We start from the raw sequence: 19,446 nt of genomic DNA on the forward strand, positions 1-19,446 counted from the left end.
AAAATTCTTTATATTCTCCAATTTATGACAATTTTCTCAGATGTCACTTGCACCTTATCAATCAAGGCCCTAGCAATGGTCTTTTGGTTATCATAATCAATGCTTGCGATATCCTCACAGTCTAGTATCTGTTTTATATCATTTCTTCGTTCCTGACCTTTTATTTCTGGGTCATTTTTTAGTTCTTCTTCAAGTGCCATCCTCATCGTCATGAATTCTGATGACCTTTTTTGTAGCTCATCCAAGGTGATGCGGTCATCAATATACAAGTCGTTTAGCCTGCTTATTTTCCTAGTCAGATCCTCAATTTGTTTCTGATAGCTAACACGGTCTATAGTGCTTGATTGGGTGCTAAATAGTTGTTCAATGTAGCTCTGGTCATGCTGTAGCTTGCTTATCTCTGTAATGATATATTTCTCTAATTCGTCCTTGTCATAAGCTCCAGAGTGGCATTTTTGATTATTATTGTAGACAGTGACCCCAGCCGTCTTCCTTGGATGTCTCTGGTAGCATTCGTATCTAATAAATCTAGTGCCATCTTTGCGGATACCGCCCATTATTAGCTTGAGAGGTGCGTGACAATACCCGCATTGTGCAAGCCCTGACAGCATATACTTAGCCTGAAATGGTCTGGGGTTTGTCTTTTCTGCAGCAATCCTCTGTCTGATTTTTAGCTCCTCTTGCGTCCTCTTGTACACGTCTTCTGAGATGATGGACTCATGATCTCCAAGAAATAGCTGGCCCTTGTACTGATTATATCCACAGTAGACAGGATTTGACAGGATACCTCTGACAGCTCTATAATTCCAGCTAATTTCTTTTGGGTACTTCTCGTTTAAGTCATCCCTTAATTTAGTAATAGACCTACCTGCCAGATATCGTTCAAAAATGTACTTAACCACTAGCGACTGTGCTGGGTTTATAATCAGGGAACCTGTTTCTTTTTTGTAATCATAACCATAGGAAGTTCTGCCCCACATCATAGACTTACCAGACTTAGCACGGCCCAACTTGCCTAACTGCATCCGTTCCTTGATTTGCTCCCTCTCAAGCTGGGCGAACACACTCAACAGTCCTATCATAGCCTTACCAAAAGGGGTAGAGGTGTCAAAATTCTCTTGCAGGCTTAAAAACTCTATCCCATTTTTGACAAAAATGTCCTCGATCAGAAATAGCGTATCTTTCTGACTACGGCTCAAGCGGTCCAGTTTATAGACCAGCACTGTGTCAAACAGCTTGCTCTCAGCATCTCTGATAAGTTGTTCAAGCGCTGGCCTCTCCGTGTTGGATCCTGAGAAACCTCCGTCAGTGTAGATCTTGTAAATACTCCAGTCTTTAATATCGCAGTAGCTTGTTAGTTTGTCTTTTTGCTCGTCAATAGAGTAGCCTTCCTCAGCCTGGTTTGTTGTCGATACCCTGACATAGATAGCTACCTTATTTGTTGATATCATTGCTTTTATACCCCCTTTTTGATAAAATGGGTATAGTAAAACGGGCTTTTTAATGCCGTTTACTATACATCACGCCTCACGCTCTCCTCGACCAAAATTTGAGCGTGGGGCTTTTTTTATTTCACTTTCACTTCCATTTTCCCGTTCATCTTCTGGGAAACAAGAGAGTTACCATCATCTGTTTTGATGTGTATCATCGGGTATGATTTAAAATCAACCCCATTGATGCCAGCCCAAACGTTAAAGGCTTCATGCTCTTTTGCTTGCAATCCATCCGCAAAGGCTTGTAAATCAGTTTTAGAGTAGTATTTGTAGTCATTAGGCACATTCACGTAGAGGATGGTATCCTTGCTGTGGAATGTGTAAGAAGAAATATCTACACCTTTGTCCGTCAGATCCTGCTTAAAGTAATCAATAAAACTAGCCATCTGATCAGCTGAGATTTTCGGCAACTTGTCATCACTTTCAGAACTAGCCTCGGTAGTAGCCTCGGATGTCTCTGATGATTTTTCTGATGGTTTCTCTTTTACCTCGTTAGTTGTCGAGCTCTTGGCTGCCACTTTCGGAGCCTCAGGAGCTTTGGTTTTAGGTGCTAATCCTAAAGCCTGTAAAACAAAACCGAGTGCAGCCAACGCTAAAAATCCTGCTATAAAAACTTTAACCTTTTTCATAAAAATACCTCCCAGCTTTTAGTGTGGTTCAGTAATTGCACATCTTTTTAATTTTTGTAAATTTCAACTACTTCTCCGATTGTTCGGATGTCGTCATTCTCTGTTAGATAGATTTCCTCATAGCTATTATTAAGGCTTTGTAAGTACCAGGAACCATCGTAATCTCTTTTAAGTTTTTTAACAAAGTTTTTGCCATTTACCTGGAAGATACCAATGTCATTGATGTCTACCTGACTAGTAATATTAATAAATAATAGATCGTTATCTTCTATAAGTGGTTCCATTGAGTCACCAGCAACCTTAGCTATAGTATCATATTTTTCAGGGACATCATCGGCTCTGAGTTTAACTTCCATGTGTAAATTGTCTTCTTGGAAAGTACCATGACCAGCAGCTACTAACCCCTCTACGTAGTCAGTGATGTAATTGTCATCTTGAGATTTCTCAAAAATAGAGGGAACAACGGAAGCCTCTTGCTCCTCAAGTTGCTCTTTAGCAAAATACAAAACTTTTTCTTGTCTATCTCTTGAGAGTTTGCTGTAGATGGGTAATATTTCAGCCTGAGCTAAATCAATACCGTTAAAATAATCTAATGGCACATCAAAGAAATCAGCAAGGATTTTAACAGATGAAAGTCTAGGCTCTTCTTTGTTATTTTCCCATTTAGAAATTTTTCCCTTATTGAAGTTGATAGTATCAGGGTAATTCTTATTTAACGCATCAGCCAACTCTTCAAGAGTTAGGCCGTTATTTTTTCTAAGCTCTTTTATTCTATTTCCTATCATGATCATTACTCCTTATCTACTAAGATAATACCATAAAAGTTGCGTTATCGCAAATTTTTTGGAAAAAAATAAAAAAAGTTGTTGACAACGAAAAAAATACAGTGTATACTAGACTCATAAAACAAAGTTGCGAAAACGACAACTTAGAAAGGAGGGGTTACATGGGAGGTGCTTTAGTGCTAGATAAACCATATCATAATTTAAAAGGAATTATAGTTTCAAAAGGGTTGAAGCAGAAAGATATTGCTGAAAAATTAGATATGGATAAGTCAACGTTAAGCATGAAACTTAACCGATACCGTGGTAGAGATTTTACATTCTCAGAAGCAAGCAAGTTAGCAGAACTACTAGGTGTCAAGATGGAAGATTTCTAGTAGTATTTTTTTACTCTAAAAGTTGCGAAAACGACAACTTAGAAAGGAGATCACATGAACGAACTCATCAATGTTACACTCAATGACAACCACGAGCCTGTAGTATCTGGTAGACAGTTACATGAGGCGCTGGAAGTCAAAACGAAATATGCCGACTGGTTCAATCGAATGATTGACTATGGCTTTGCAGAAAATCAAGATTTTTTGCTTCTCAAAAATGAGCAGCAAACAGGTCGAGGAGGTCACAATAAAGTAGACCACATTATCAAGCTAGACATGGCAAAAGAAATTGCTATGATCCAGCGAACAGAACGAGGCAAGCAAGTCCGACAATACTTTATCCAAGTTGAAAAAGACTTCAATAGCCCTGAGAAAATCATGGCAAGAGCCTTGCTTATGGCTGATCAGAAGGTCCACAAGCTAGAGGCCCAGATAGAAGCTGATAGACCCAAGGTGCTATTTGCAGAGGCAGTCAGTGCTAGTCACACATCTATATTGGTCGGAGAGCTTGCCAAGCTACTCAAGCAAAATGGGGTAGATATTGGAGCAACTCGCTTGTTTAGCTGGTTACGAGCTCATGGATATCTAATTAAACGCAACGGACGTGATTGGAACATGCCAACACAGAAGAGTGTAGAGATGGGGCTTATTCGGGTTAAAGAAACAAGTATCACGCACGCTGACGGCCACATCACAGTGAGCAAAACGCCACTTGTAACTGGCAAGGGCCAGCAGTACTTCATCAATAAATTTCTTAACCAGGAATTGCTACCAGGTTAAAACAAAAAGCCCTCAAGGAACGGCAATTCCATTGAGGGACTAAGAAAAATACTTTACGAGGTAATTATATCATGAAATCAGTAAAAAAGAAATGGGAGCCACGCATCTCAAATGTCATGGCGGATGGATCACAGTTAGACGACCTTACAGGATATGTAATTCCTGCTGGTCATTCTTACTATGACATCATCCGAGGAATGCACAAACGGACGTGAAAGGGGCTTAAATATGGGGTATGCAATATATAATCAGAAACACTCAAGAAAACTACACAGCGTTAAATAACGCATTTACACAGGACAGTAGGCTTGAGCCAGCAACAATCGGGATATTAACAGTAATTCTGACTAATAAGCCCGACTGGGTTGTATATCCTGAGGAAATCGCAAGACGATTAAACATCAGCAGACGGACAGTAGATAGGCATTTTAAGATACTAGAACAATGTGGGTACTTGTTATCTGTGAGGATTAGTCACGGAAGAGGAAACGGAACAGAGTTTAAAAGGTTCTTCTCAGACAGTCCAATGACAGAGAATTACAAAACGTACTTAAAAAGTAAGCTAACAGATGAGTTATCCACAGGTATTTAGATAGGGTTATTTTACACTTGGAAGATTTTGCCATGTTAAAAATTGCCATGTTAAAAATTGCCATGTTAAAAATTGCCATGTTAAAAACTGCCCCCTAATAAGTACTAACTATATAACAAGTACTAACTATACAACAATCTAAGCCTACGGCACTAACTTAATAACAAGTACTAACCGACAACAAACTAGTACTTATAAATAAAAAAAGAAAAGAGACAAAAAAATGACTTCAAACGAAAACATCAAAACCATTGAACGCATCCAAGAGTTACAAAAAGATCTACACGGTATCGCAATGACTGGGATGCTAACGCTAGCAATCATTGGATCTAAAGGGATTGAGACAGCGATACTAGAAAATACATTGGAAACGATACACAACGTATCGCATGCTATCCAGGACGTACTAGACGGCAAAACATCAAAACAAGCTATCAACTCAAATCTAGCTAGCGAAGACGACGAAGAGGGAGACGAATAATGTTAGAAAAAATCAAAAAACTATTAAATTTGGACTATTTCAATGAAAACGAAGATGAACCAGTACAGCACAGTGGCAGTTTGATTGATATCCGCACACTACAAGCTCAGGTACGAGAGCTACAAGAAGTCATTCGCAAACAAAATGCAATCATGCGAGAACTCTCAGAAGATAATATCCGCTTAGGATACGAATGCAAGCACTACGCTGATAGAGTGGCAGTCCAACAGCGTCTCATTGATGTATATGAGAACATGAATAACTAAGGAGGCTCACATGGACAGAGGACTATTTGGAACCTTTGACTATGATCGTGACTACTTGCAGACTCCTCTGGAACGTGAGGAGCGTGACCCTGATGAATGGATATTCAGAGGCGGTCAATGGATTTATGTAGGAGATGAGTAGCCTATGGAAGTGCAATGCTACGAAAATGACGCTTATTGGCGTAAACGATACCAGGGACTCTGTTATGAGATGGGCGAAATCGTCAACGAGCAACAAGACAAGATTATCTCACTTAGCCAGGAAAACAAACGGCTGAAACGTGAGATTTGGAACATGAAACAGACCAAAAGGAGAAGAAGATGACTAACGACATTCAAACGGCGGAAAAGAACTTTTTAGAAAACCCACAGACTTTGACCAGTGGGATTGTCAGAAAGTATCTTGACCCACAAGGAAAAGCCAGTGATGAGGAACTTGCTTATTTTATCGCTCAGGCACGGGTTCAAAACCTAAACCCGTTCACCAAAGAGATTTATTTTATCAAATACGGCAATCAACCAGCTCAAATTGTCGTAGCCCTAAAAGCATTTCAGAAAAAAGCTGATGCTCACCCTCAATTTGACGGCATGGACTCAGGCATTATCTATGAAAAAGACGGAGAAATCCAACGGTCTGAGGGTGCTTTTTTGCCACGAGGCGCAGAAATTCTTGGGGCTTGGGCGGTAGTCTACCGAAAAGACCGTACACATCCAACAAAAGCAGAAGTGACATTTTCTGAATATGACAATTCCAAAATCAGAAAAGAGGGAAAAATCAACCAATATGGCAAAGAAAACAAGCCTAACACATGGGACGAAAAACCAGCTGTCATGATACACAAAGTAGCACTAGTAACAGCCTTGAGAAACGCTTTCCCAAATGAACTAGGTGGGCTTTATGAGGCGGACGAACTACGAGAGCCTAAAGATGTCACCCCACAACCACAAGAAAGCCGTGAGGAAATCTTAGAGCGTAGACTCAACGAGGCTAAAGCACAACAAGCTAAGTTAGCTGAACAAGGCAAGCTGAATGAGACAGCCTACACAGCAGATGAAGCCCCTGACCCCGTCGAGGAACCAGTACAGGGCGAGCTACTAGACGGTGAGCTTGAATACTAGGAGGACAACATGCAAGAATTACAAGTAAAAGTAACACAGGCACAGGTTGAGATCATTGACCGTGAGAAGTTTGAGCAAAATATCAGCGAGGTAGTGGCCAAATATAAGGATTATACTGTGACTGCTGCAACCATCAAAGATGACAAGCAGGTATTAGCGGACTTGCGGAAATTGAAAAAGCAGATCTCCGATGAGCGCATCAAGATCAAGCGTGAACTGTCTCAGTCGGCTGATGAATTTGATAAGTACATCAAGGACACCAGCGAGCCTATGGACGATGTCATTAACAAGATTGCAAATGATGTCAAGGAATTTGAAGATCATCAAAAAGCTGTCCGCTTGGATACAGTCAAGAGCTACTTAGCTAATAAATCGGCTGAGTATATGCTAGACCCTCGGATCTTCGACGAAAAGGCTACAGAATACATCAAGGCCAGCGACTTTATGGCAGATGGCGTGACGCTCAAGAAAACCACAATGAAATCACTTGATGACATGGTTACATTTGAGTACCAGAGCCAACAACAGCTAGAGAAAGCAAAAGCAACCATCTCAGGACAATGTGCGGAGTACGGTATGACTGATCAACCATACATCCGCATGCTACGGGACCTTACTCTTGTAGAGGTGCTTGAACAAATCAAGTCTGACTATGTTTTCGAAAAACAAAAAGCAGAAATGCGACTAGCTCAAGAACAAGCTGAGCGACTTCGAGCATCTCAAGAGGCTAAAGAAGAGGAGCAAGCTCCAAAATCGACAGAGACCGCCAATTTTGACCCAGAAACAGGCGAAATCTTGGACGGCGGGCAAATCCCCCAGAACACTCAAAACGAGCTGAGAGAGGCTGAAAACGAGCCGAAACGGTACACTCAAAAAATGACCCTTGAAGTGTATTTTACAAGCACAAACGAAAAGGATCATTTTAAGACAGCACTCGCTCAAGCAGGATTTGAACATAAGACAAATTACCAGGTCAGCGGTTATCAACGTATTGAGCCATTGACTCAAGCTGAGCTAAACGAACAGAACGGGTGGTAGACATGGAAATTAGAAAAATTTCAAGCAGCATAGCCCTCTACTCTGACGGCAAGAGATTGCAAGTCATCCACAATCTCGGTGATGAGTTTATCCTGGATCTTGAGATGAAGACTTATGAAACTCTGAATATTGACGATCTAAGCCGTAGCAGTGCGAGCGATATTACCCCAATTTTTAAAGTGAGTGGGTATTGCTCACGGCGTGGCGAAGACACCCAGCGCTTAAAATGGGCCATCCGTCAATTTGAAGACTTTGACGAGTACCTGATTGCCCATAATAGCGAACTGGTCGAATGGTGGAAAAATCCAAATAAGGAGGAAAAAAATGATGTTGTTTAAGGAAATTGGAATGGCAGTAGTATGGTTACTCTTGGGATACCTGTTAGGAGAACGTAGCGCTGGAAAGGACAAATCAGATGATTAACAATGTAGTGCTGGTTGGAAGATTAACAGCAGCTCCTGATCTACGCAAAACACCCAACGGCGTATCTAGTTTGCAGGGAACGCTGGCAGTAAATCGCAACTTCAAGAACCAGAATGGAGAGCGTGAGGCTGATTTTATCAACTTTCAAGCTTGGCGTGGTACGGCTGACATCATCGCTCAGTATTGTAGCAAAGGTGCTCTTATTGGGATCACAGGACGCTTACAAGTTCGGAGTTACGAGAAAAACGGAGAGCGTCGCTATGTTACCGAGGTGATCGCCGAAACCGTGACTTTGTTGGAAAAACGCAACAACAATCAAAACAACCAAAATAGCAACCCATCGAACGGATATAATTCGCCATTTGGAGGTGCTAATCCGCTTGATTTGTCAGATGATGATTTACCATTTTAGGGGGTATCGATGACAGATAGAAAAATGACTGTCTGGGCGTTATTCGATAGTGGGAACGGTAGCTACACAAAAGGCGTGAAAGCTCTGAATGGTTCGGGGGGGGCGAACATTGACATCTATCCAATCGGAATAGACATAGAAAACAAGAACGATCATTTTATAAATTTGAACCTTGCTGACTACGGGCGCTTGTTTGGAGACAACACACTTTTTGACAAACTAGACAAGTTGCCAAAACCTGATTTGATAATAGCTAGCCCACCATGTGAAAGCTGGAGTAATGCTAGTGCTATGTGCGAGGGTAACGCTTGCTGGAAACAAGAAGACCTCTCAGATAGCCTCTTTGCTCCACAAAGGGAGCCTAGCATGTTTACGATTAGGAACGCCTCTGACTACGAGAAAGCCTATATAAATTATCAGTATGATCGTCAATTTATGAAAAGAGTCAATGGGGAGCTTTGTGCTTTCAATACCATTGAGATCATCAAGCGGTATAACCCTAAATATTTCATCATAGAGAACCCGGCAAGTGGGCGCTTGTGGAAATATATTGAGGATGTCATGGATTTCAAACTCCCACATCTCAATCTCACACGCTACAACAATTATGACTACCCTTTGCAGAAACCCACAAAGTTTGCTAGTAATCTTGATTTGGGACTGAAAAATGACATCATCAAGCAAGATGTAGAGTGGAAACATTTTTCTAAGTCCTATAATGAGCGGTCAAATATACCGCAAACCTTGGTAATAGAGATTTTTACCAAGGTTTACAATAAATTTTTACAGGAGAAATAACATGCTAAATAAAATCGACATCCCAGGAACAACAATCACACTCGAAATCGTGGATAAAAATATCACGATTACAAACAAGATTGAATATGATATGCAGATGGTTTTTAGAAACCAGGACGCAGAGCCATCTTTAGATGAAAATGGCGACGTATTTGAGCCACTCTATTGGCTAGACATCAGGGTAACACCGAAAACGCCGACAGAGTATCATACGAGCCTTGGAGTCAAGAGGGAGAAACGCCACTTGGCCGAGCTTCAGAAGTTCTTTGAGTTCATTGAGAACAACAAGCGAAATCTATTTGACCTCTGTGGATTGAGAGGGGAGCTTAGTTAGGATGAAATTAACCCTGAACATTGAGCCTAAGCCTCAATCACGGCCAAGGTTTGCAAGACGTGGGAGTTTTACCACGACTTACGAAGATAAGGGCATGAAAGTCTGGCGCAATCATTGCCAGCTGCTCATTGCTAATCAGTACATGGGCCAGCCTATTCTTGAGGGAGCTTTGAGGGCAAAGCTTAGATTTTACATCAAGCCTCCTCAGTATATTTCCAAGATTAAGAAGAACCAACAGGCCCTCCTGGATGAAATCATTCCAGTAGACAAAAAGCCTGACATTGACAACTATGAGAAAGCTCTATATGACAGTATGTCAGGGGTCGTCTTTAAGGACGATGGTCAGATAGCCTTGCATGACGTTGGCAAGTTTTACAGCCTCAATCCTAGAATTGAGGTAGAAATCGAAAAAATCAACAAATAGGAGACACAAAAATGGGAATGATACTAATATTTTTTATCAGCTGTGTCATTGTATTAGCAGTGATCGCAAATATGGAGGACCATGATGAGTGACGAAACAAAAGAACTGATTTTTACCACAATCTTAGGCATGATGTGCTTTGTCGTCGGTGCAGTACTTGGGAACGTAGCGCCAGTCAATCCTCAGCCTAAAAAACAGCCCATAACCATCCACGTTGTGGACAACGCTGGCGGTATGATGGCAGGGCAAATCACAGACAAGGAAATCATAGAGGGGCGATACACGGTCACAGCAGGGGCTTATGGTAAGTTTCTAGTGACTAAGGATCAGTATGAGAGCCTAAAAGTTGGCGATGAAATTCCAGAATATTTGAAGAAAAGAGGTAATTAAGATGACAGAAACTATTAAGCTACCAAACTACTACGAGCCCGATTGGGAAAATGCAAGATATGGCTCATTGGAAGAACTTAAAGAGTTGTTACTCTACAAGCGTATCGTGAAATGGGACAAAGACTCTCTGTTACTTGAAGATGGCACAAAGGTCACTATTGAAATGTCTGAAAGTGATTGCTGTGCCTCAGCGGGTGGGGAGTTCCAAGATGTATCGCTTGACGCTGTGATTACTGATGTTAAAATTGGCAACCCTAAAGAAATCACTGACCACTGGGGAATAGGTTATAAAAACAAAGTAACTATCTTCCACAATCAGAACCCTGTAGCTATTGCCAACTGTAAAGCAGAGCATAATGGCTATTATTACAGCGTAGGCTCTCTAGTGATTGGTGACATTCATTTCCCAGTAGTGAAAGCGTAGGAGGCAACCAATGAACAAGCGACAACGTAAAAAGATGTTTACCAGGGCTTTCTCTAAGGCTTATGATGAGAGTCTGAAATGGCAAAAAAAAGAGCAGGTCACTATCACGACAGTTAAGGATAGGAGAGGTAAAGCCTATATTATTACCTCTATCACCTATCAAGTTGAAATCATGAATAATTGGACCGATAAACCTGAGGAAATTACCATAGAGGGCTACATGTTAGACAATAATAGATTGGGGTTAAAATGACATTGTTTGATGAAGTACAACAGCTTAGCTCAGAAAGCCACGCTAAGTGGTTTGAGCGCTACTTTAAAGAGTACGACCTTGAGCATAAAATCAAAGTGTCTGCACAAAAAGGATATACAGGACACCTAATCAATGCGATGTCAGTCAAGAGCGAATATCTACAACGTAGATTATGCGACGAAAGAACATTAGAAATGTTAAGAGAGCGACTTGGAGACGGCTTTTCAGTCGGGTATCAATTAACTTATTCTAAAAACATATTCACAGGACAGGAATATGTCTCTAATAAGAAGATACACATAACCTGGTAAAAACATCAAGACAGGAGCATAGATGAATGAATAAACGAGAGCTGATTGAACACATTAGTAGTGCATTGGATAAGTATTTAAAAAATACAACATTCGTAAAACCTGTACTGACGATCACAGAAATTGCAGAAAGTAATGAAGTGTCACTAGAATTTGAAGTTAATAAAAATTGTATTCTGTTGGATGATAATCGGCAAGAGTTGAATAAACCAGTAGTACCGCACTTTGTAGCGGATTGGATCGAAGAATGTAAAAATGATGATTTCCATTTATTCGGTGCAATGGAAGGCATTTCTTCAAACCAAAAAAAACTGGATTATTGGTTTAGAGAAGATGACAACATGGAACTCTTTGCCCGTGCATGGCTCGATGGCTACACAGTCGATAAAAAGAAGTTAGTTAAAGTAAAGTTAAAGGGCACTGGCCAATACTTATGCAATGACAATACAGGATTTCATTTTCAGCATGGTTTTAAAACGGATTTCACAAAAGACTATCTTGAACAAGCCAACTTTGGATGGGTGTTCGATTGCGAGGGTGTGGAGGTCGAGGAGGTGGAAGAATGAACCAGCTAACTTGTCCTAACTGTTATTCAACATCTACAACGCACCATCACACTGATTGGAATCATATTGACAATACCACTGGCTTACAGAAAGCAGTTAGTGTATTCCTATGTTTAGATTGTAAAACATTGTTTGTTGATGATAGAACATGGTAGTAGATATTAAGGAGGTGGCAGAAAGACAAGGCCTACTAACTTTAATCGGTTAGTGGGTCATACAGTGCGAGGAAATCAATAATTAAACTTTGGTTTTCCCTTAACACTCGCACTCTTACGGTCAAACAATAAAATAAAAAAAGGAGTTTTCTTTCTAAATGTTTCTATCATCATTACTAGGCGTCTGACCGTACGCCACCCCCCCTTGCCGAAGCGGGGCCGTGGAAAGTCGCTGGAGCATTACCAGCCGAGGGGTTAAAAGGGCTAAATAAAGAGAAAGGAGATGTCTCTCTTAATTCATAAATCAAAAAAATACAAAAATCATGGTAATTCAAAAACAATCAGGCAGACCATTAGCCCTTGGTGCGCTTGATTTTCAAGGGAGAGAAAGAAAATAGATGTTTTTTGAAGATACATATTACCTGGTAAAACAAAAAAGCCAAGGCACTCTCTGCCTCAGCTAATAGTCTTTGCGATATGACTATTATACCACAAAGGAGACGGAGAGTGAACAAGGCTAAAGAGCTCTTGAATGAGCTACAAAATCTTGATATGGACATTCAAAGCCGTATAGATGAAATCAATGAGCTTGAGGCGGGTTTGCTCTCAAGCCCCAAGTGGACAGCAGACAAGATCAAAGGTGGTCAAGCTAAAAAAGTTGATGATGTCTATACTCAGCTTATCGTTATGAAAGAGGCGATAGAGCAGGATACCAAGGAAGTTATTGACAGGAAACTTGAACTTGGTAGACTCATCAACAAGCTAAAAAATCCAAAGCATAGGTCAGTCCTTAGAATGACTTACATTACTAAGCTGTATGTAGATGACATCTGTGACAAGCTAGCTATCAGCAAGAGCTCATACTACAGCATGCGTAAGATGGCTATTGAAGAACTGAGTATAATTTTAGAACATTTGGAATAATTTGGAACGTTCTGAAAAACGTTGGATAAGTCTGGGTAATCTTGGTGTGCACTGCACTCATAATCTGTTAGAATGGTAGTATCAAGAATTAAGGAAAAACCTTACTAAGTTTCCACCGCTGCATGACAGCCAAAGGGACGGACTAAAAACGACATTGAAAGCCGTCCAGTGATAAACAAACTATCCAAGATGTCGTTAGTTAAGATAGTGCCCCTTGTTGGTGGTTGAGGGGGCTTAGGGAATATAGCTCAGTTGGTAGAGCGTCGGTTTGAAGCACCGAAAGTCACTGGTTCAACTCCAGTTATTCCCATTGTATCTCTGTGAGTAGCTATCACAATAGGGGTACAGGGCGGTAATTAGATTTAGGCTGATTAACCTGTAGGACAGAGATAAAGTAGCGCTATATAAGGCTCTGGTGGGGGAGGCACCCACTTACCGCATACAGTCACTCAATGAGTGGCTTTTTTATATTTCAAAACAAATAAATAGCAGGAGGTTTAGGCTTGGGTAGAGCAAGAGACCCCAACCGAGACAAAGCATTTGAAATCTATTCAGAGAACAACGGAAACATTGAACTGGTTGAGATTGCTGAGCGTTTGGGTGTTTCAGCTGGCACTGTCCGAGGTTGGAAAAGTAAAGACAAATGGGATCCTAAAATAAAAGGAACGTTCCAAAAGAAAAATACGGAACGCTCCAAAAATCCAAGGGGTGCTCCAAAGGGCAGTAAGAACGCTTTAGGACACGGAGCTCCTAAGGGAAATACTAACGCCCTCAAACATGGCTTGTTTGCTAAGTATCTGCCACAGGAGGTGTATGAGATAGCTCAAGAGCTATCAGACAAGCAACCTATAGATATACTCTGGGAAAATATCACGCTGACCTACGCTAATCTATTGCATGCTCAGCGTATTTTATTTGTCCAAGATGTCGAGGACAGCAATACCTTTGTCACAAGCGAGGGTAAGGCTGGTGTGGGATACGAACATCACACGGCTTGGGATAAGCAAGGAAAGGCTCTAGCTGCAATAGCAAGGGCACAGTCAGAGCTTAAAGGCATGATTAAGACCTATGATGAACTGACACGGTCACCACTGGTCACAGAGGAGCAACGCTTGAGAATTGATAACCTCAAGGCTCAGCTTGGTTCTAATGATGAGGATGACACAGTCATTACTGGATTTACATTTGATAGGAGTGAGTACAATGGCAATACTGAACCTAGCCAAACTGATTAACCCAGTATTTGATGAAGTGCTCTACACTCTCAAGAGCCATGTAGTGCTCAAGGGTGGACGTGCATCAACCAAGTCATCTGTGGTCTCTATTGACCTTGTAAATGACTTCATAAATGATCCTATGGGCAATGTGGTAGTTTTGCGCAAGGTCGGAAAGTACCTGAGGATGTCAGTATATGAGCAGATAAGGTGGGCCATCTATGAGATGGGGCTAGCTAATCAGTTCAAATTTGGGAAATCTCCCCTACAGATAACTCACAAACAAACAGGAACCGCTTTTTATTTCTATGGTGTAGATGACCCTATGAAACTCAAATCCCAAAAGATAGCCAAAGGCTATGTAATGTCTGTATGGTTTGAGGAGTTAGCAGAGTTTGCTGGCCGTGAGGATATAGATATCGTAGAAGATACCTTTATCCGTCAAGAGTTGCCTAATGGTAAACAGGTCAAGGTCTATTTCACTTATAACCCACCACGAAATCCCTATGATTGGATAAATGGATGGGTGGCTGAGAAAGCAAGTGATCCAACATACTTGATACATCACAGCACCTATTTGGATGATAAGCTAGGTTTTTTGTCTAAGCAAATGATCGAGAAGATAGAGCGGTACAAAGAGACCGACCCAGACTATTACCGCTGGATGTATTTAGGCGAGGTAATCGGCCTTGGTAATCATGTGTACAACATGAACTACTTTAAGCCACTACAGAGCCTCCCTGAAGATGATAGACTTATCGGTATATCATTTGCCTTGGATACAGGACACCAGCAATCAGCGACGGCTTGTGGAGCTTATGGTCTTACTGCCAAGGGTAATGTTATCTTACTTGATACGTTCTACTATAGTCCAGCTGGCAAGACTGTCAAAAAGGCACCTAGCGAGCTCACTGTGATGATCCATGACTTTATCGATGAGGTCATGAAGACTTACAGGGTGCCAAAGCTCAAGATGACCATTGACAGCGCTGAGGGCGCATTGAGAAATCAATACTTTAAGGACTACGGAGAAAGATGGCGCCCTGTGGCCAAAAAGAAAAACCAGACCATGATTGACATGGTAATCAGCTTACTAGCAGAGGGACGCTTCTACTACCTCGACATACCAGCTAACAAAATTTTTGTTGAGGAACATAAGATGTACCGTTATGATGACAAGTCACTCAACACTGATGACCCCAAAGTCATCAAGGAGGACGATCACACGGTGGACGAGTTCAAGTACTTTGTCCTGGACAACGCTAGAGAGCTAGATTTGAAAGCCTAAGGAGCAAATAATGGGAATAGTACAGACTATCAAGAATTTTTTTACGAGGAGTAAATACGTGATGACGACGCAAAACCTAGCTAATATCACAGACCACCCAAAAATAGCAGTATCTGGAACAGAGTATGACCGTATCAGGGAGAACCTGAAATACTTTGCGGGAAGATATCCACAGATTGAGTACAAGGACAGCAACGGCACAAAGCAAAAGCGTGATTATAATCATTTGCCAGTAGGTCGAACTGCTGCTAAAAAGATTGCAAGCCTAGTTTTTAATGAACAAGCTGAAATCAAGCTGGACGACAAGAATGCAGATAAGTTTATTCAGGATCAGCTACAAAATGACCGTTTTATCAAGAACTTTGAGCGATACCTAGAGAGCTGTTTGGCTCTTGGTGGTCTTGCTATGCGCCCATATGTTGATAACGGAAAGGTGCGGGTATCGTTCGTACAAGCGCCTGTCTTCCTGCCACTACAATCAAACACTCAGGATGTATCTAGCGCTGCTATTGTGACCAAGACGATCAAATCAGAGGGACAGAAACAAAAGTATTACACGCTTATTGAGTTCCATGAGTGGAAAGATGGTGAGCGATACACGATCACGAACGAGCTCTACAAGTCTGATAATCCGGACACGGTAGGTGCTAGAGTGCCGCTGTCTACGCTGTACGAGGACTTAGAGGAGACGGTAAATGTTAATGGTCTAAGCCGTCCTTTGTTTACGTATCTCAAGACTCCAGGAATGAATAACAAGGATATCAACAGCCCGCTTGGTCTGTCTATCTTTGATAACGCCAAAACTACAATCGACTTCCTCAACGAGACTTATGATCAGTTTATGTGGGAAGTCAAGATGGGTCAGCGCCGTGTAGCTGTGCCTACTCAGATGATTAAGCCTGAGTATAACCAACAAGGTGAAAAGGTTATCGTTAAGCGTCAATTTGAAGCTGGTCAGAATGTTTATGAGCAACTTGACAACGGAGACATGGACAAAGGTATAGGTATTACAGACCTAACCACACCCATTCGCTCCGATGACTATATCAAGGCTATTAACGAGGGTCTGGCACTCTTTGAGATGCAGATAGGCGTTTCTGCTGGCATGTTCTCGTTTGACGGCAAGAGCATGAAGACTGCTACAGAGATTGTAAGTGAGAACTCTGATACATATCAAATGCGCAACAGCATTGTAAGCCTTGTGGAACAAGCACTAAAAGAGCTTATCATCTCAATGATTGAGCTTGCTATTGCTTACGATTTGTACAAAGGCAGCGTCCCAACAATGGACAAAATCAGCATTAATCTGGACGATGGAGTCTTTACGGACAGAAACGCCGAGCTTGATTATTGGATCAAAGTGGTTAACGCTGGATTTGGTACAGATGTAATGGCCATTGAAAAAGTGCTCAATGTAACCCCTGAAAAAGCCAAAAAAATCAAGAATGAAATAGACGGCAACACACTAGACGAAGCAAACGCTGAGCGTAGTCTTGAGGATGTATCCACCTATGGAGAGTAGTATGAAAAAACTGTTTAGGTTTATTTTGCCACCACTCAACCCAGCCAAGTTGTTTATTAAGCCGCCAAGCAGGTTTTTGAGGTGGGTATGGTATGGCTAAGAAGAAACCAATCAAGCTAAATGATGAACAGTTAATGCTTGATGCTAGCAACGTTGCGGATATCTATCATCAGCTATCTCTGGATCTATTCGACCAGGTCATAGACCGACTAAAAGAGCGTGGGTCTACTAGCCTCGATGATAATCCTTATATTTGGCAACTCGAAAAGATGAATGAGATGGGCATGCTAAACAATGACAATGTCAAGCTCATTGCTAAGTATTCTGGCATTGCTGAGGAACAGCTGAGATACGTCATCCAAAACGAGGGCTATCAAATCTACAAGGACACCAAAACACAGCTGTTAGAGTCACTGGATGGTGGTAACTTTGTGGATAACTCGCTAATACAAGCTAACCTGTCAGCTTACGTCAATCAGACTATGTTTGACATTGACAACCTCATCAATACGACGCTACCAATGAGCGTGAGAAAGGTTTATCAATCCATTATCGAGGAGAGTGTAGCCAAGGTTGTCACAGGTTTATCCACATCAGACAGAGCTATCTCTGATACAGTCATGAAATGGGCTAAAAAAGGTTTCTATGGATTTACAGATAGCCAAGAGAAGAATTGGAGAGCTGACACATATGCTAGACAGATTATTAAATCTACTGCATGGCGTGTCTATCGTGAGGCTAATACAGCTCCAGCTCTTGAATTAGGAATAGACACCTTTTACTATCACAAAAAGGCCACAGCAAGAGAGATGTGCGCACCTTTGCAGCACCAAATTGTCACGCTAGGAGAGGCGAGGGTTGAACAAGGTGAGAAGATCCTAGCTTTATCTGATTATGGTTACGGACATCCAGCAGGTTGTCAAGGGATTAACTGCACTCATGAGATGACACCATACATCCCAGGAGCTAACTACAAGCCTGATTTGCCTGATGAATTAAGAGACTTGACTCCAGAGCAAGCAATAGAAAACGCAAACGTACAGGCCAAACAGAGAGCCCTAGAGCGATCTATCAGACAATCCAAGGAGTATCTGCATGTAGCAGAGAAACTAGGCGATAAGGAGCTCATAGACAAGTACAAGAGCAAGGTTAGGATCCAACAAGGAGCGCTGAGAGGTTATATCAGTCAGCATCCGTTTCTACATCGTGATTATGCTAGGGAGAAATACTATGATGATCCATTTTCTCAAGCTCAAAAAGAAGTAAAGCTCAGGAAGAAGATGTCAGAATATCACTACATCAAAGAAGATGAAATACCTGCATTTAAGAAAGTAGGTGGGAAAATCACTAAATCAGAGCGTAAGGTTATCTATGCTCCAGACTTTGACAGTATGGGCTATATAGCCACAAATAGGAGTTTTGATATTAATAGAGCTCTCAGAAGTAATGGAGTCATCCCACTCAGCAAAGAAGAAAGCAAAGTGGTCTCAACGCTTGATAGAGTTATTGAAAGAAATAAAACACTGAAAAATATAAAAGTTAGTCGCTTTGATGATGGTAGTTATTTTAAATCAATAATTACCAGCAATGCCGAACTATTAAAAAAATATGACAGTGTAACTGATATGCTAAATTCTGGCGAGGCAACTTTCAGCAATTCCGCTTACACATCAACCAGTTATATCCCCAAATATAACTTTTTCAAAACTAGAGGCGTTAAAACAATTATCAACATTCCAAAGGATAGTAAAATATACTTTACAGATAATGACGTCGAGTCCGAAATTATCATACCAAGAAACGCAAAATATGATATAATTAGTATGAAAGAAAACAAAGGTGGCATTGTCTTAGAAATGAATTTAAGAGAGGAGTGATATTATGGAATTATCAGAGGCTCTAAACTTTGTTGACTCTTTAAATCTGGATGAAAAACCTATAAATTTTTCAGAGTTTACTGATGAACAATTACTGAACATAAGTATTACGCTTGACTTGCTTTCATTAGATGAGGCTAAAGCATTCGAGTTAGAATTAAATAAGCGACAGCTTACAGAGAGATATTTTTCTATGAGAAAACCTAAAACTAGCGCTTAGAACAATCTAGGCGTTTTTATTATGCCCGAAAGGAGAACTAATGAACAAACGCATCAAGAAAAAGCGTGAGCTATATGATCGATTGAGGAATTTGGATTGTGCTGTGGATTACTTAATCAGCCAAAACAATCAGCTGTGGAACATTGTGGATAGATTAGAGAAAATCAGTTCACAAAATGTAAAAGTTACTAACAGCCGATTTGATGAGATTGAGAAAGATATCCAGGAACTCAAGAAGCCACGTAAAAAGTCGTGGTTTGCTTTCAGATAAGGAGGTGATCCGACATCTTGACTGGTAGGAATAGACTACTAGAAAACCAATATAAACCACTATAAACCGTATGGAATCCCATG

Annotated in this window: 30 protein-coding genes and 1 tRNA gene; 28 read left to right on the plus strand and 3 right to left on the minus strand. The window is 41.1% G+C overall.

Features of this window, described 5'->3' with window-relative positions:
* Positions 1-8: 8 nt before the first annotated feature.
* From FJR71_RS07545 to FJR71_RS07555, 3 genes are all read right to left on the minus strand, one after another.
* Complete coding sequence (locus FJR71_RS07545; protein ID WP_140814466.1) at positions 9-1,451, minus strand: recombinase family protein; 1,443 nt, start codon at positions 1,449-1,451, stop codon at positions 9-11.
* 116 nt (positions 1,452-1,567) lie between these two features.
* Positions 1,568-2,122: a hypothetical protein gene (locus tag FJR71_RS07550; RefSeq protein WP_140814467.1), complete on the minus strand. Its 555-nt coding sequence runs from the start codon at positions 2,120-2,122 to the stop codon at positions 1,568-1,570.
* 47 nt (positions 2,123-2,169) lie between these two features.
* Positions 2,170-2,913 (minus strand): helix-turn-helix domain-containing protein, encoded by a 744-nt coding sequence (locus tag FJR71_RS07555; protein WP_172605122.1) that lies wholly within the window; start codon positions 2,911-2,913, stop codon positions 2,170-2,172.
* Between the two features lie 155 nt (positions 2,914-3,068).
* On the opposite strand from FJR71_RS07555, the gene FJR71_RS07560 reads away from it, so the two are divergent.
* The 28 genes from FJR71_RS07560 (at position 3,069) to FJR71_RS07685 (ending at position 19,363) form a co-directional block, all read left to right on the plus strand.
* Positions 3,069-3,281 carry a helix-turn-helix domain-containing protein gene (locus FJR71_RS07560; RefSeq protein ID WP_140814469.1) on the plus strand — a complete coding sequence of 71 codons (213 nt, stop codon included), beginning with the start codon at positions 3,069-3,071 and terminating at the stop codon, positions 3,279-3,281.
* Between the two features lie 54 nt (positions 3,282-3,335).
* A complete protein-coding gene (locus tag FJR71_RS07565) occupies positions 3,336-4,061 on the plus strand; it encodes a phage antirepressor KilAC domain-containing protein (RefSeq protein WP_140814470.1) in 726 nt (241 codons plus the stop codon).
* Positions 4,062-4,132: 71 nt separating this feature from the next.
* A complete protein-coding gene (locus tag FJR71_RS09990; RefSeq protein ID WP_172605123.1) occupies positions 4,133-4,276 on the plus strand; it encodes a BOW99_gp33 family protein in 144 nt (47 codons plus the stop codon).
* A gap of 20 nt (positions 4,277-4,296) precedes the next feature.
* Positions 4,297-4,653 carry an HTH domain-containing protein gene (locus FJR71_RS07570; RefSeq protein WP_140814471.1) on the plus strand — a complete coding sequence of 119 codons (357 nt, stop codon included), beginning with the start codon at positions 4,297-4,299 and terminating at the stop codon, positions 4,651-4,653.
* A 223-nt stretch (positions 4,654-4,876) separates the two neighbouring features.
* The gene (locus tag FJR71_RS07575) at positions 4,877-5,134 is read left to right on the plus strand and encodes a hypothetical protein (protein WP_140814472.1); all 258 of its coding nucleotides are present in this window, start codon (positions 4,877-4,879) and stop codon (positions 5,132-5,134) included.
* Positions 5,134-5,400: a hypothetical protein gene (locus tag FJR71_RS07580; protein WP_140814473.1), complete on the plus strand. Its 267-nt coding sequence runs from the start codon at positions 5,134-5,136 to the stop codon at positions 5,398-5,400. The genes FJR71_RS07575 and FJR71_RS07580 overlap by 1 nt, the downstream gene beginning before the upstream one ends.
* Positions 5,401-5,410: 10 nt before the next feature.
* Positions 5,411-5,542: a hypothetical protein gene (locus tag FJR71_RS10180; RefSeq protein ID WP_281281326.1), complete on the plus strand. Its 132-nt coding sequence runs from the start codon at positions 5,411-5,413 to the stop codon at positions 5,540-5,542.
* Between the two features lie 3 nt (positions 5,543-5,545).
* The gene (locus tag FJR71_RS07585; RefSeq protein ID WP_140814474.1) at positions 5,546-5,725 is read left to right on the plus strand and encodes a hypothetical protein; all 180 of its coding nucleotides are present in this window, start codon (positions 5,546-5,548) and stop codon (positions 5,723-5,725) included.
* Positions 5,722-6,519: a phage recombination protein Bet gene (gene bet, locus FJR71_RS07590; protein WP_140814475.1), complete on the plus strand. Its 798-nt coding sequence runs from the start codon at positions 5,722-5,724 to the stop codon at positions 6,517-6,519. The genes FJR71_RS07585 and bet overlap by 4 nt, the downstream gene beginning before the upstream one ends.
* Before the next feature lie 9 nt (positions 6,520-6,528).
* Complete coding sequence (locus FJR71_RS07595) at positions 6,529-7,557, plus strand: DUF1351 domain-containing protein (RefSeq protein ID WP_140814476.1); 1,029 nt, start codon at positions 6,529-6,531, stop codon at positions 7,555-7,557.
* A gap of 2 nt (positions 7,558-7,559) precedes the next feature.
* Positions 7,560-7,895 (plus strand): hypothetical protein, encoded by a 336-nt coding sequence (locus FJR71_RS07600; protein WP_140814477.1) that lies wholly within the window; start codon positions 7,560-7,562, stop codon positions 7,893-7,895.
* Positions 7,896-7,972: 77 nt separating this feature from the next.
* On the plus strand, positions 7,973-8,392 hold the full coding sequence (gene ssb, locus FJR71_RS07605) for a single-stranded DNA-binding protein (protein WP_140814478.1): 420 nt from the start codon (positions 7,973-7,975) through the stop codon (positions 8,390-8,392).
* Positions 8,393-8,401: 9 nt separating this feature from the next.
* Positions 8,402-9,190, plus strand: a complete 789-nt coding sequence (locus tag FJR71_RS07610) for a DNA cytosine methyltransferase (RefSeq protein WP_140814479.1) — start codon at positions 8,402-8,404, stop codon at positions 9,188-9,190.
* Between the two features lies 1 nt (position 9,191).
* Positions 9,192-9,524, plus strand: a complete 333-nt coding sequence (locus tag FJR71_RS07615) for a hypothetical protein (RefSeq protein WP_140814480.1) — start codon at positions 9,192-9,194, stop codon at positions 9,522-9,524.
* Position 9,525: 1 nt separating this feature from the next.
* The gene (locus tag FJR71_RS07620; protein WP_140814481.1) at positions 9,526-9,948 is read left to right on the plus strand and encodes a RusA family crossover junction endodeoxyribonuclease; all 423 of its coding nucleotides are present in this window, start codon (positions 9,526-9,528) and stop codon (positions 9,946-9,948) included.
* A gap of 84 nt (positions 9,949-10,032) precedes the next feature.
* Positions 10,033-10,338, plus strand: a complete 306-nt coding sequence (locus FJR71_RS07625; protein WP_140814482.1) for a DUF1372 family protein — start codon at positions 10,033-10,035, stop codon at positions 10,336-10,338.
* Position 10,339: 1 nt separating this feature from the next.
* Positions 10,340-10,762, plus strand: a complete 423-nt coding sequence (locus tag FJR71_RS07630; protein WP_140814483.1) for a DUF7448 domain-containing protein — start codon at positions 10,340-10,342, stop codon at positions 10,760-10,762.
* A 10-nt stretch (positions 10,763-10,772) separates the two neighbouring features.
* Complete coding sequence (locus tag FJR71_RS07635; RefSeq protein ID WP_140814484.1) at positions 10,773-11,015, plus strand: hypothetical protein; 243 nt, start codon at positions 10,773-10,775, stop codon at positions 11,013-11,015.
* Entirely contained in the window at positions 11,012-11,326 is a 315-nt protein-coding gene (locus tag FJR71_RS07640; protein WP_140814485.1) for a hypothetical protein, read from the plus strand. The genes FJR71_RS07635 and FJR71_RS07640 overlap by 4 nt, the downstream gene beginning before the upstream one ends.
* Positions 11,327-11,352: 26 nt before the next feature.
* A complete protein-coding gene (locus FJR71_RS07645; RefSeq protein WP_140814486.1) occupies positions 11,353-11,892 on the plus strand; it encodes a DUF1642 domain-containing protein in 540 nt (179 codons plus the stop codon).
* Positions 11,893-12,554: 662 nt separating this feature from the next.
* Entirely contained in the window at positions 12,555-12,971 is a 417-nt protein-coding gene (locus tag FJR71_RS07650) for a DUF1492 domain-containing protein (protein WP_140814487.1), read from the plus strand.
* 237 nt (positions 12,972-13,208) lie between these two features.
* A tRNA-Phe gene (locus FJR71_RS07655) sits at positions 13,209-13,281 on the plus strand.
* Between the two features lie 193 nt (positions 13,282-13,474).
* Positions 13,475-14,206, plus strand: a complete 732-nt coding sequence (gene terS, locus FJR71_RS07660; RefSeq protein WP_140814488.1) for a phage terminase small subunit — start codon at positions 13,475-13,477, stop codon at positions 14,204-14,206.
* The gene (locus FJR71_RS07665; RefSeq protein ID WP_140814489.1) at positions 14,175-15,473 is read left to right on the plus strand and encodes a PBSX family phage terminase large subunit; all 1,299 of its coding nucleotides are present in this window, start codon (positions 14,175-14,177) and stop codon (positions 15,471-15,473) included. Before terS ends, FJR71_RS07665 begins: the two co-directional genes overlap by 32 nt.
* A 10-nt stretch (positions 15,474-15,483) precedes the next feature.
* On the plus strand, positions 15,484-16,995 hold the full coding sequence (locus FJR71_RS07670) for a phage portal protein (RefSeq protein WP_281281327.1): 1,512 nt from the start codon (positions 15,484-15,486) through the stop codon (positions 16,993-16,995).
* A 92-nt stretch (positions 16,996-17,087) separates the two neighbouring features.
* Positions 17,088-18,872, plus strand: coding sequence for a phage minor capsid protein (locus FJR71_RS07675; protein WP_140814491.1), 1,785 nt, complete (start codon positions 17,088-17,090; stop codon positions 18,870-18,872).
* 4 nt (positions 18,873-18,876) lie between these two features.
* Entirely contained in the window at positions 18,877-19,092 is a 216-nt protein-coding gene (locus FJR71_RS07680) for a hypothetical protein (RefSeq protein WP_140814492.1), read from the plus strand.
* A 40-nt stretch (positions 19,093-19,132) separates the two neighbouring features.
* Complete coding sequence (locus FJR71_RS07685) at positions 19,133-19,363, plus strand: hypothetical protein (RefSeq protein WP_140814493.1); 231 nt, start codon at positions 19,133-19,135, stop codon at positions 19,361-19,363.
* The last annotated feature ends 83 nt before the right edge of the window (positions 19,364-19,446 follow it).

The organism is Streptococcus xiaochunlingii (assembly GCF_006385805.1).
GTDB classification, from domain to species: Bacteria; Bacillota; Bacilli; order Lactobacillales; family Streptococcaceae; genus Streptococcus; species Streptococcus xiaochunlingii.

Excerpts from the sequence above, each read along its gene's own strand:
- FJR71_RS07545 (WP_140814466.1), bottom strand. The coding sequence starts at position 1,451 with ATGATATCAACAAATAAGGTAGCTATCTATGTCAGGGTATCGACAACA.
- FJR71_RS07550 (WP_140814467.1), bottom strand. The coding sequence starts at position 2,122 with ATGAAAAAGGTTAAAGTTTTTATAGCAGGATTTTTAGCGTTGGCTGCA.
- FJR71_RS07555 (WP_172605122.1), bottom strand. The coding sequence starts at position 2,913 with ATGATCATGATAGGAAATAGAATAAAAGAGCTTAGAAAAAATAACGGC.
- FJR71_RS07560 (WP_140814469.1), top strand. The coding sequence starts at position 3,069 with ATGGGAGGTGCTTTAGTGCTAGATAAACCATATCATAATTTAAAAGGA.
- FJR71_RS07565 (WP_140814470.1), top strand. The coding sequence starts at position 3,336 with ATGAACGAACTCATCAATGTTACACTCAATGACAACCACGAGCCTGTA.
- FJR71_RS09990 (WP_172605123.1), top strand. The coding sequence starts at position 4,133 with ATGAAATCAGTAAAAAAGAAATGGGAGCCACGCATCTCAAATGTCATG.
- FJR71_RS07570 (WP_140814471.1), top strand. The coding sequence starts at position 4,297 with ATGCAATATATAATCAGAAACACTCAAGAAAACTACACAGCGTTAAAT.
- FJR71_RS07575 (WP_140814472.1), top strand. The coding sequence starts at position 4,877 with ATGACTTCAAACGAAAACATCAAAACCATTGAACGCATCCAAGAGTTA.
- FJR71_RS07580 (WP_140814473.1), top strand. The coding sequence starts at position 5,134 with ATGTTAGAAAAAATCAAAAAACTATTAAATTTGGACTATTTCAATGAA.
- FJR71_RS10180 (WP_281281326.1), top strand. The coding sequence starts at position 5,411 with ATGGACAGAGGACTATTTGGAACCTTTGACTATGATCGTGACTACTTG.
- FJR71_RS07585 (WP_140814474.1), top strand. The coding sequence starts at position 5,546 with ATGGAAGTGCAATGCTACGAAAATGACGCTTATTGGCGTAAACGATAC.
- bet (WP_140814475.1), top strand. The coding sequence starts at position 5,722 with ATGACTAACGACATTCAAACGGCGGAAAAGAACTTTTTAGAAAACCCA.
- FJR71_RS07595 (WP_140814476.1), top strand. The coding sequence starts at position 6,529 with ATGCAAGAATTACAAGTAAAAGTAACACAGGCACAGGTTGAGATCATT.
- FJR71_RS07600 (WP_140814477.1), top strand. The coding sequence starts at position 7,560 with ATGGAAATTAGAAAAATTTCAAGCAGCATAGCCCTCTACTCTGACGGC.
- ssb (WP_140814478.1), top strand. The coding sequence starts at position 7,973 with ATGATTAACAATGTAGTGCTGGTTGGAAGATTAACAGCAGCTCCTGAT.
- FJR71_RS07610 (WP_140814479.1), top strand. The coding sequence starts at position 8,402 with ATGACAGATAGAAAAATGACTGTCTGGGCGTTATTCGATAGTGGGAAC.
- FJR71_RS07615 (WP_140814480.1), top strand. The coding sequence starts at position 9,192 with ATGCTAAATAAAATCGACATCCCAGGAACAACAATCACACTCGAAATC.
- FJR71_RS07620 (WP_140814481.1), top strand. The coding sequence starts at position 9,526 with ATGAAATTAACCCTGAACATTGAGCCTAAGCCTCAATCACGGCCAAGG.
- FJR71_RS07625 (WP_140814482.1), top strand. The coding sequence starts at position 10,033 with ATGAGTGACGAAACAAAAGAACTGATTTTTACCACAATCTTAGGCATG.
- FJR71_RS07630 (WP_140814483.1), top strand. The coding sequence starts at position 10,340 with ATGACAGAAACTATTAAGCTACCAAACTACTACGAGCCCGATTGGGAA.
- FJR71_RS07635 (WP_140814484.1), top strand. The coding sequence starts at position 10,773 with ATGAACAAGCGACAACGTAAAAAGATGTTTACCAGGGCTTTCTCTAAG.
- FJR71_RS07640 (WP_140814485.1), top strand. The coding sequence starts at position 11,012 with ATGACATTGTTTGATGAAGTACAACAGCTTAGCTCAGAAAGCCACGCT.
- FJR71_RS07645 (WP_140814486.1), top strand. The coding sequence starts at position 11,353 with ATGAATAAACGAGAGCTGATTGAACACATTAGTAGTGCATTGGATAAG.
- FJR71_RS07665 (WP_140814489.1), top strand. The coding sequence starts at position 14,175 with ATGGCAATACTGAACCTAGCCAAACTGATTAACCCAGTATTTGATGAA.
- FJR71_RS07670 (WP_281281327.1), top strand. The coding sequence starts at position 15,484 with ATGGGAATAGTACAGACTATCAAGAATTTTTTTACGAGGAGTAAATAC.
- FJR71_RS07675 (WP_140814491.1), top strand. The coding sequence starts at position 17,088 with ATGGCTAAGAAGAAACCAATCAAGCTAAATGATGAACAGTTAATGCTT.
- FJR71_RS07680 (WP_140814492.1), top strand. The coding sequence starts at position 18,877 with ATGGAATTATCAGAGGCTCTAAACTTTGTTGACTCTTTAAATCTGGAT.
- FJR71_RS07685 (WP_140814493.1), top strand. The coding sequence starts at position 19,133 with ATGAACAAACGCATCAAGAAAAAGCGTGAGCTATATGATCGATTGAGG.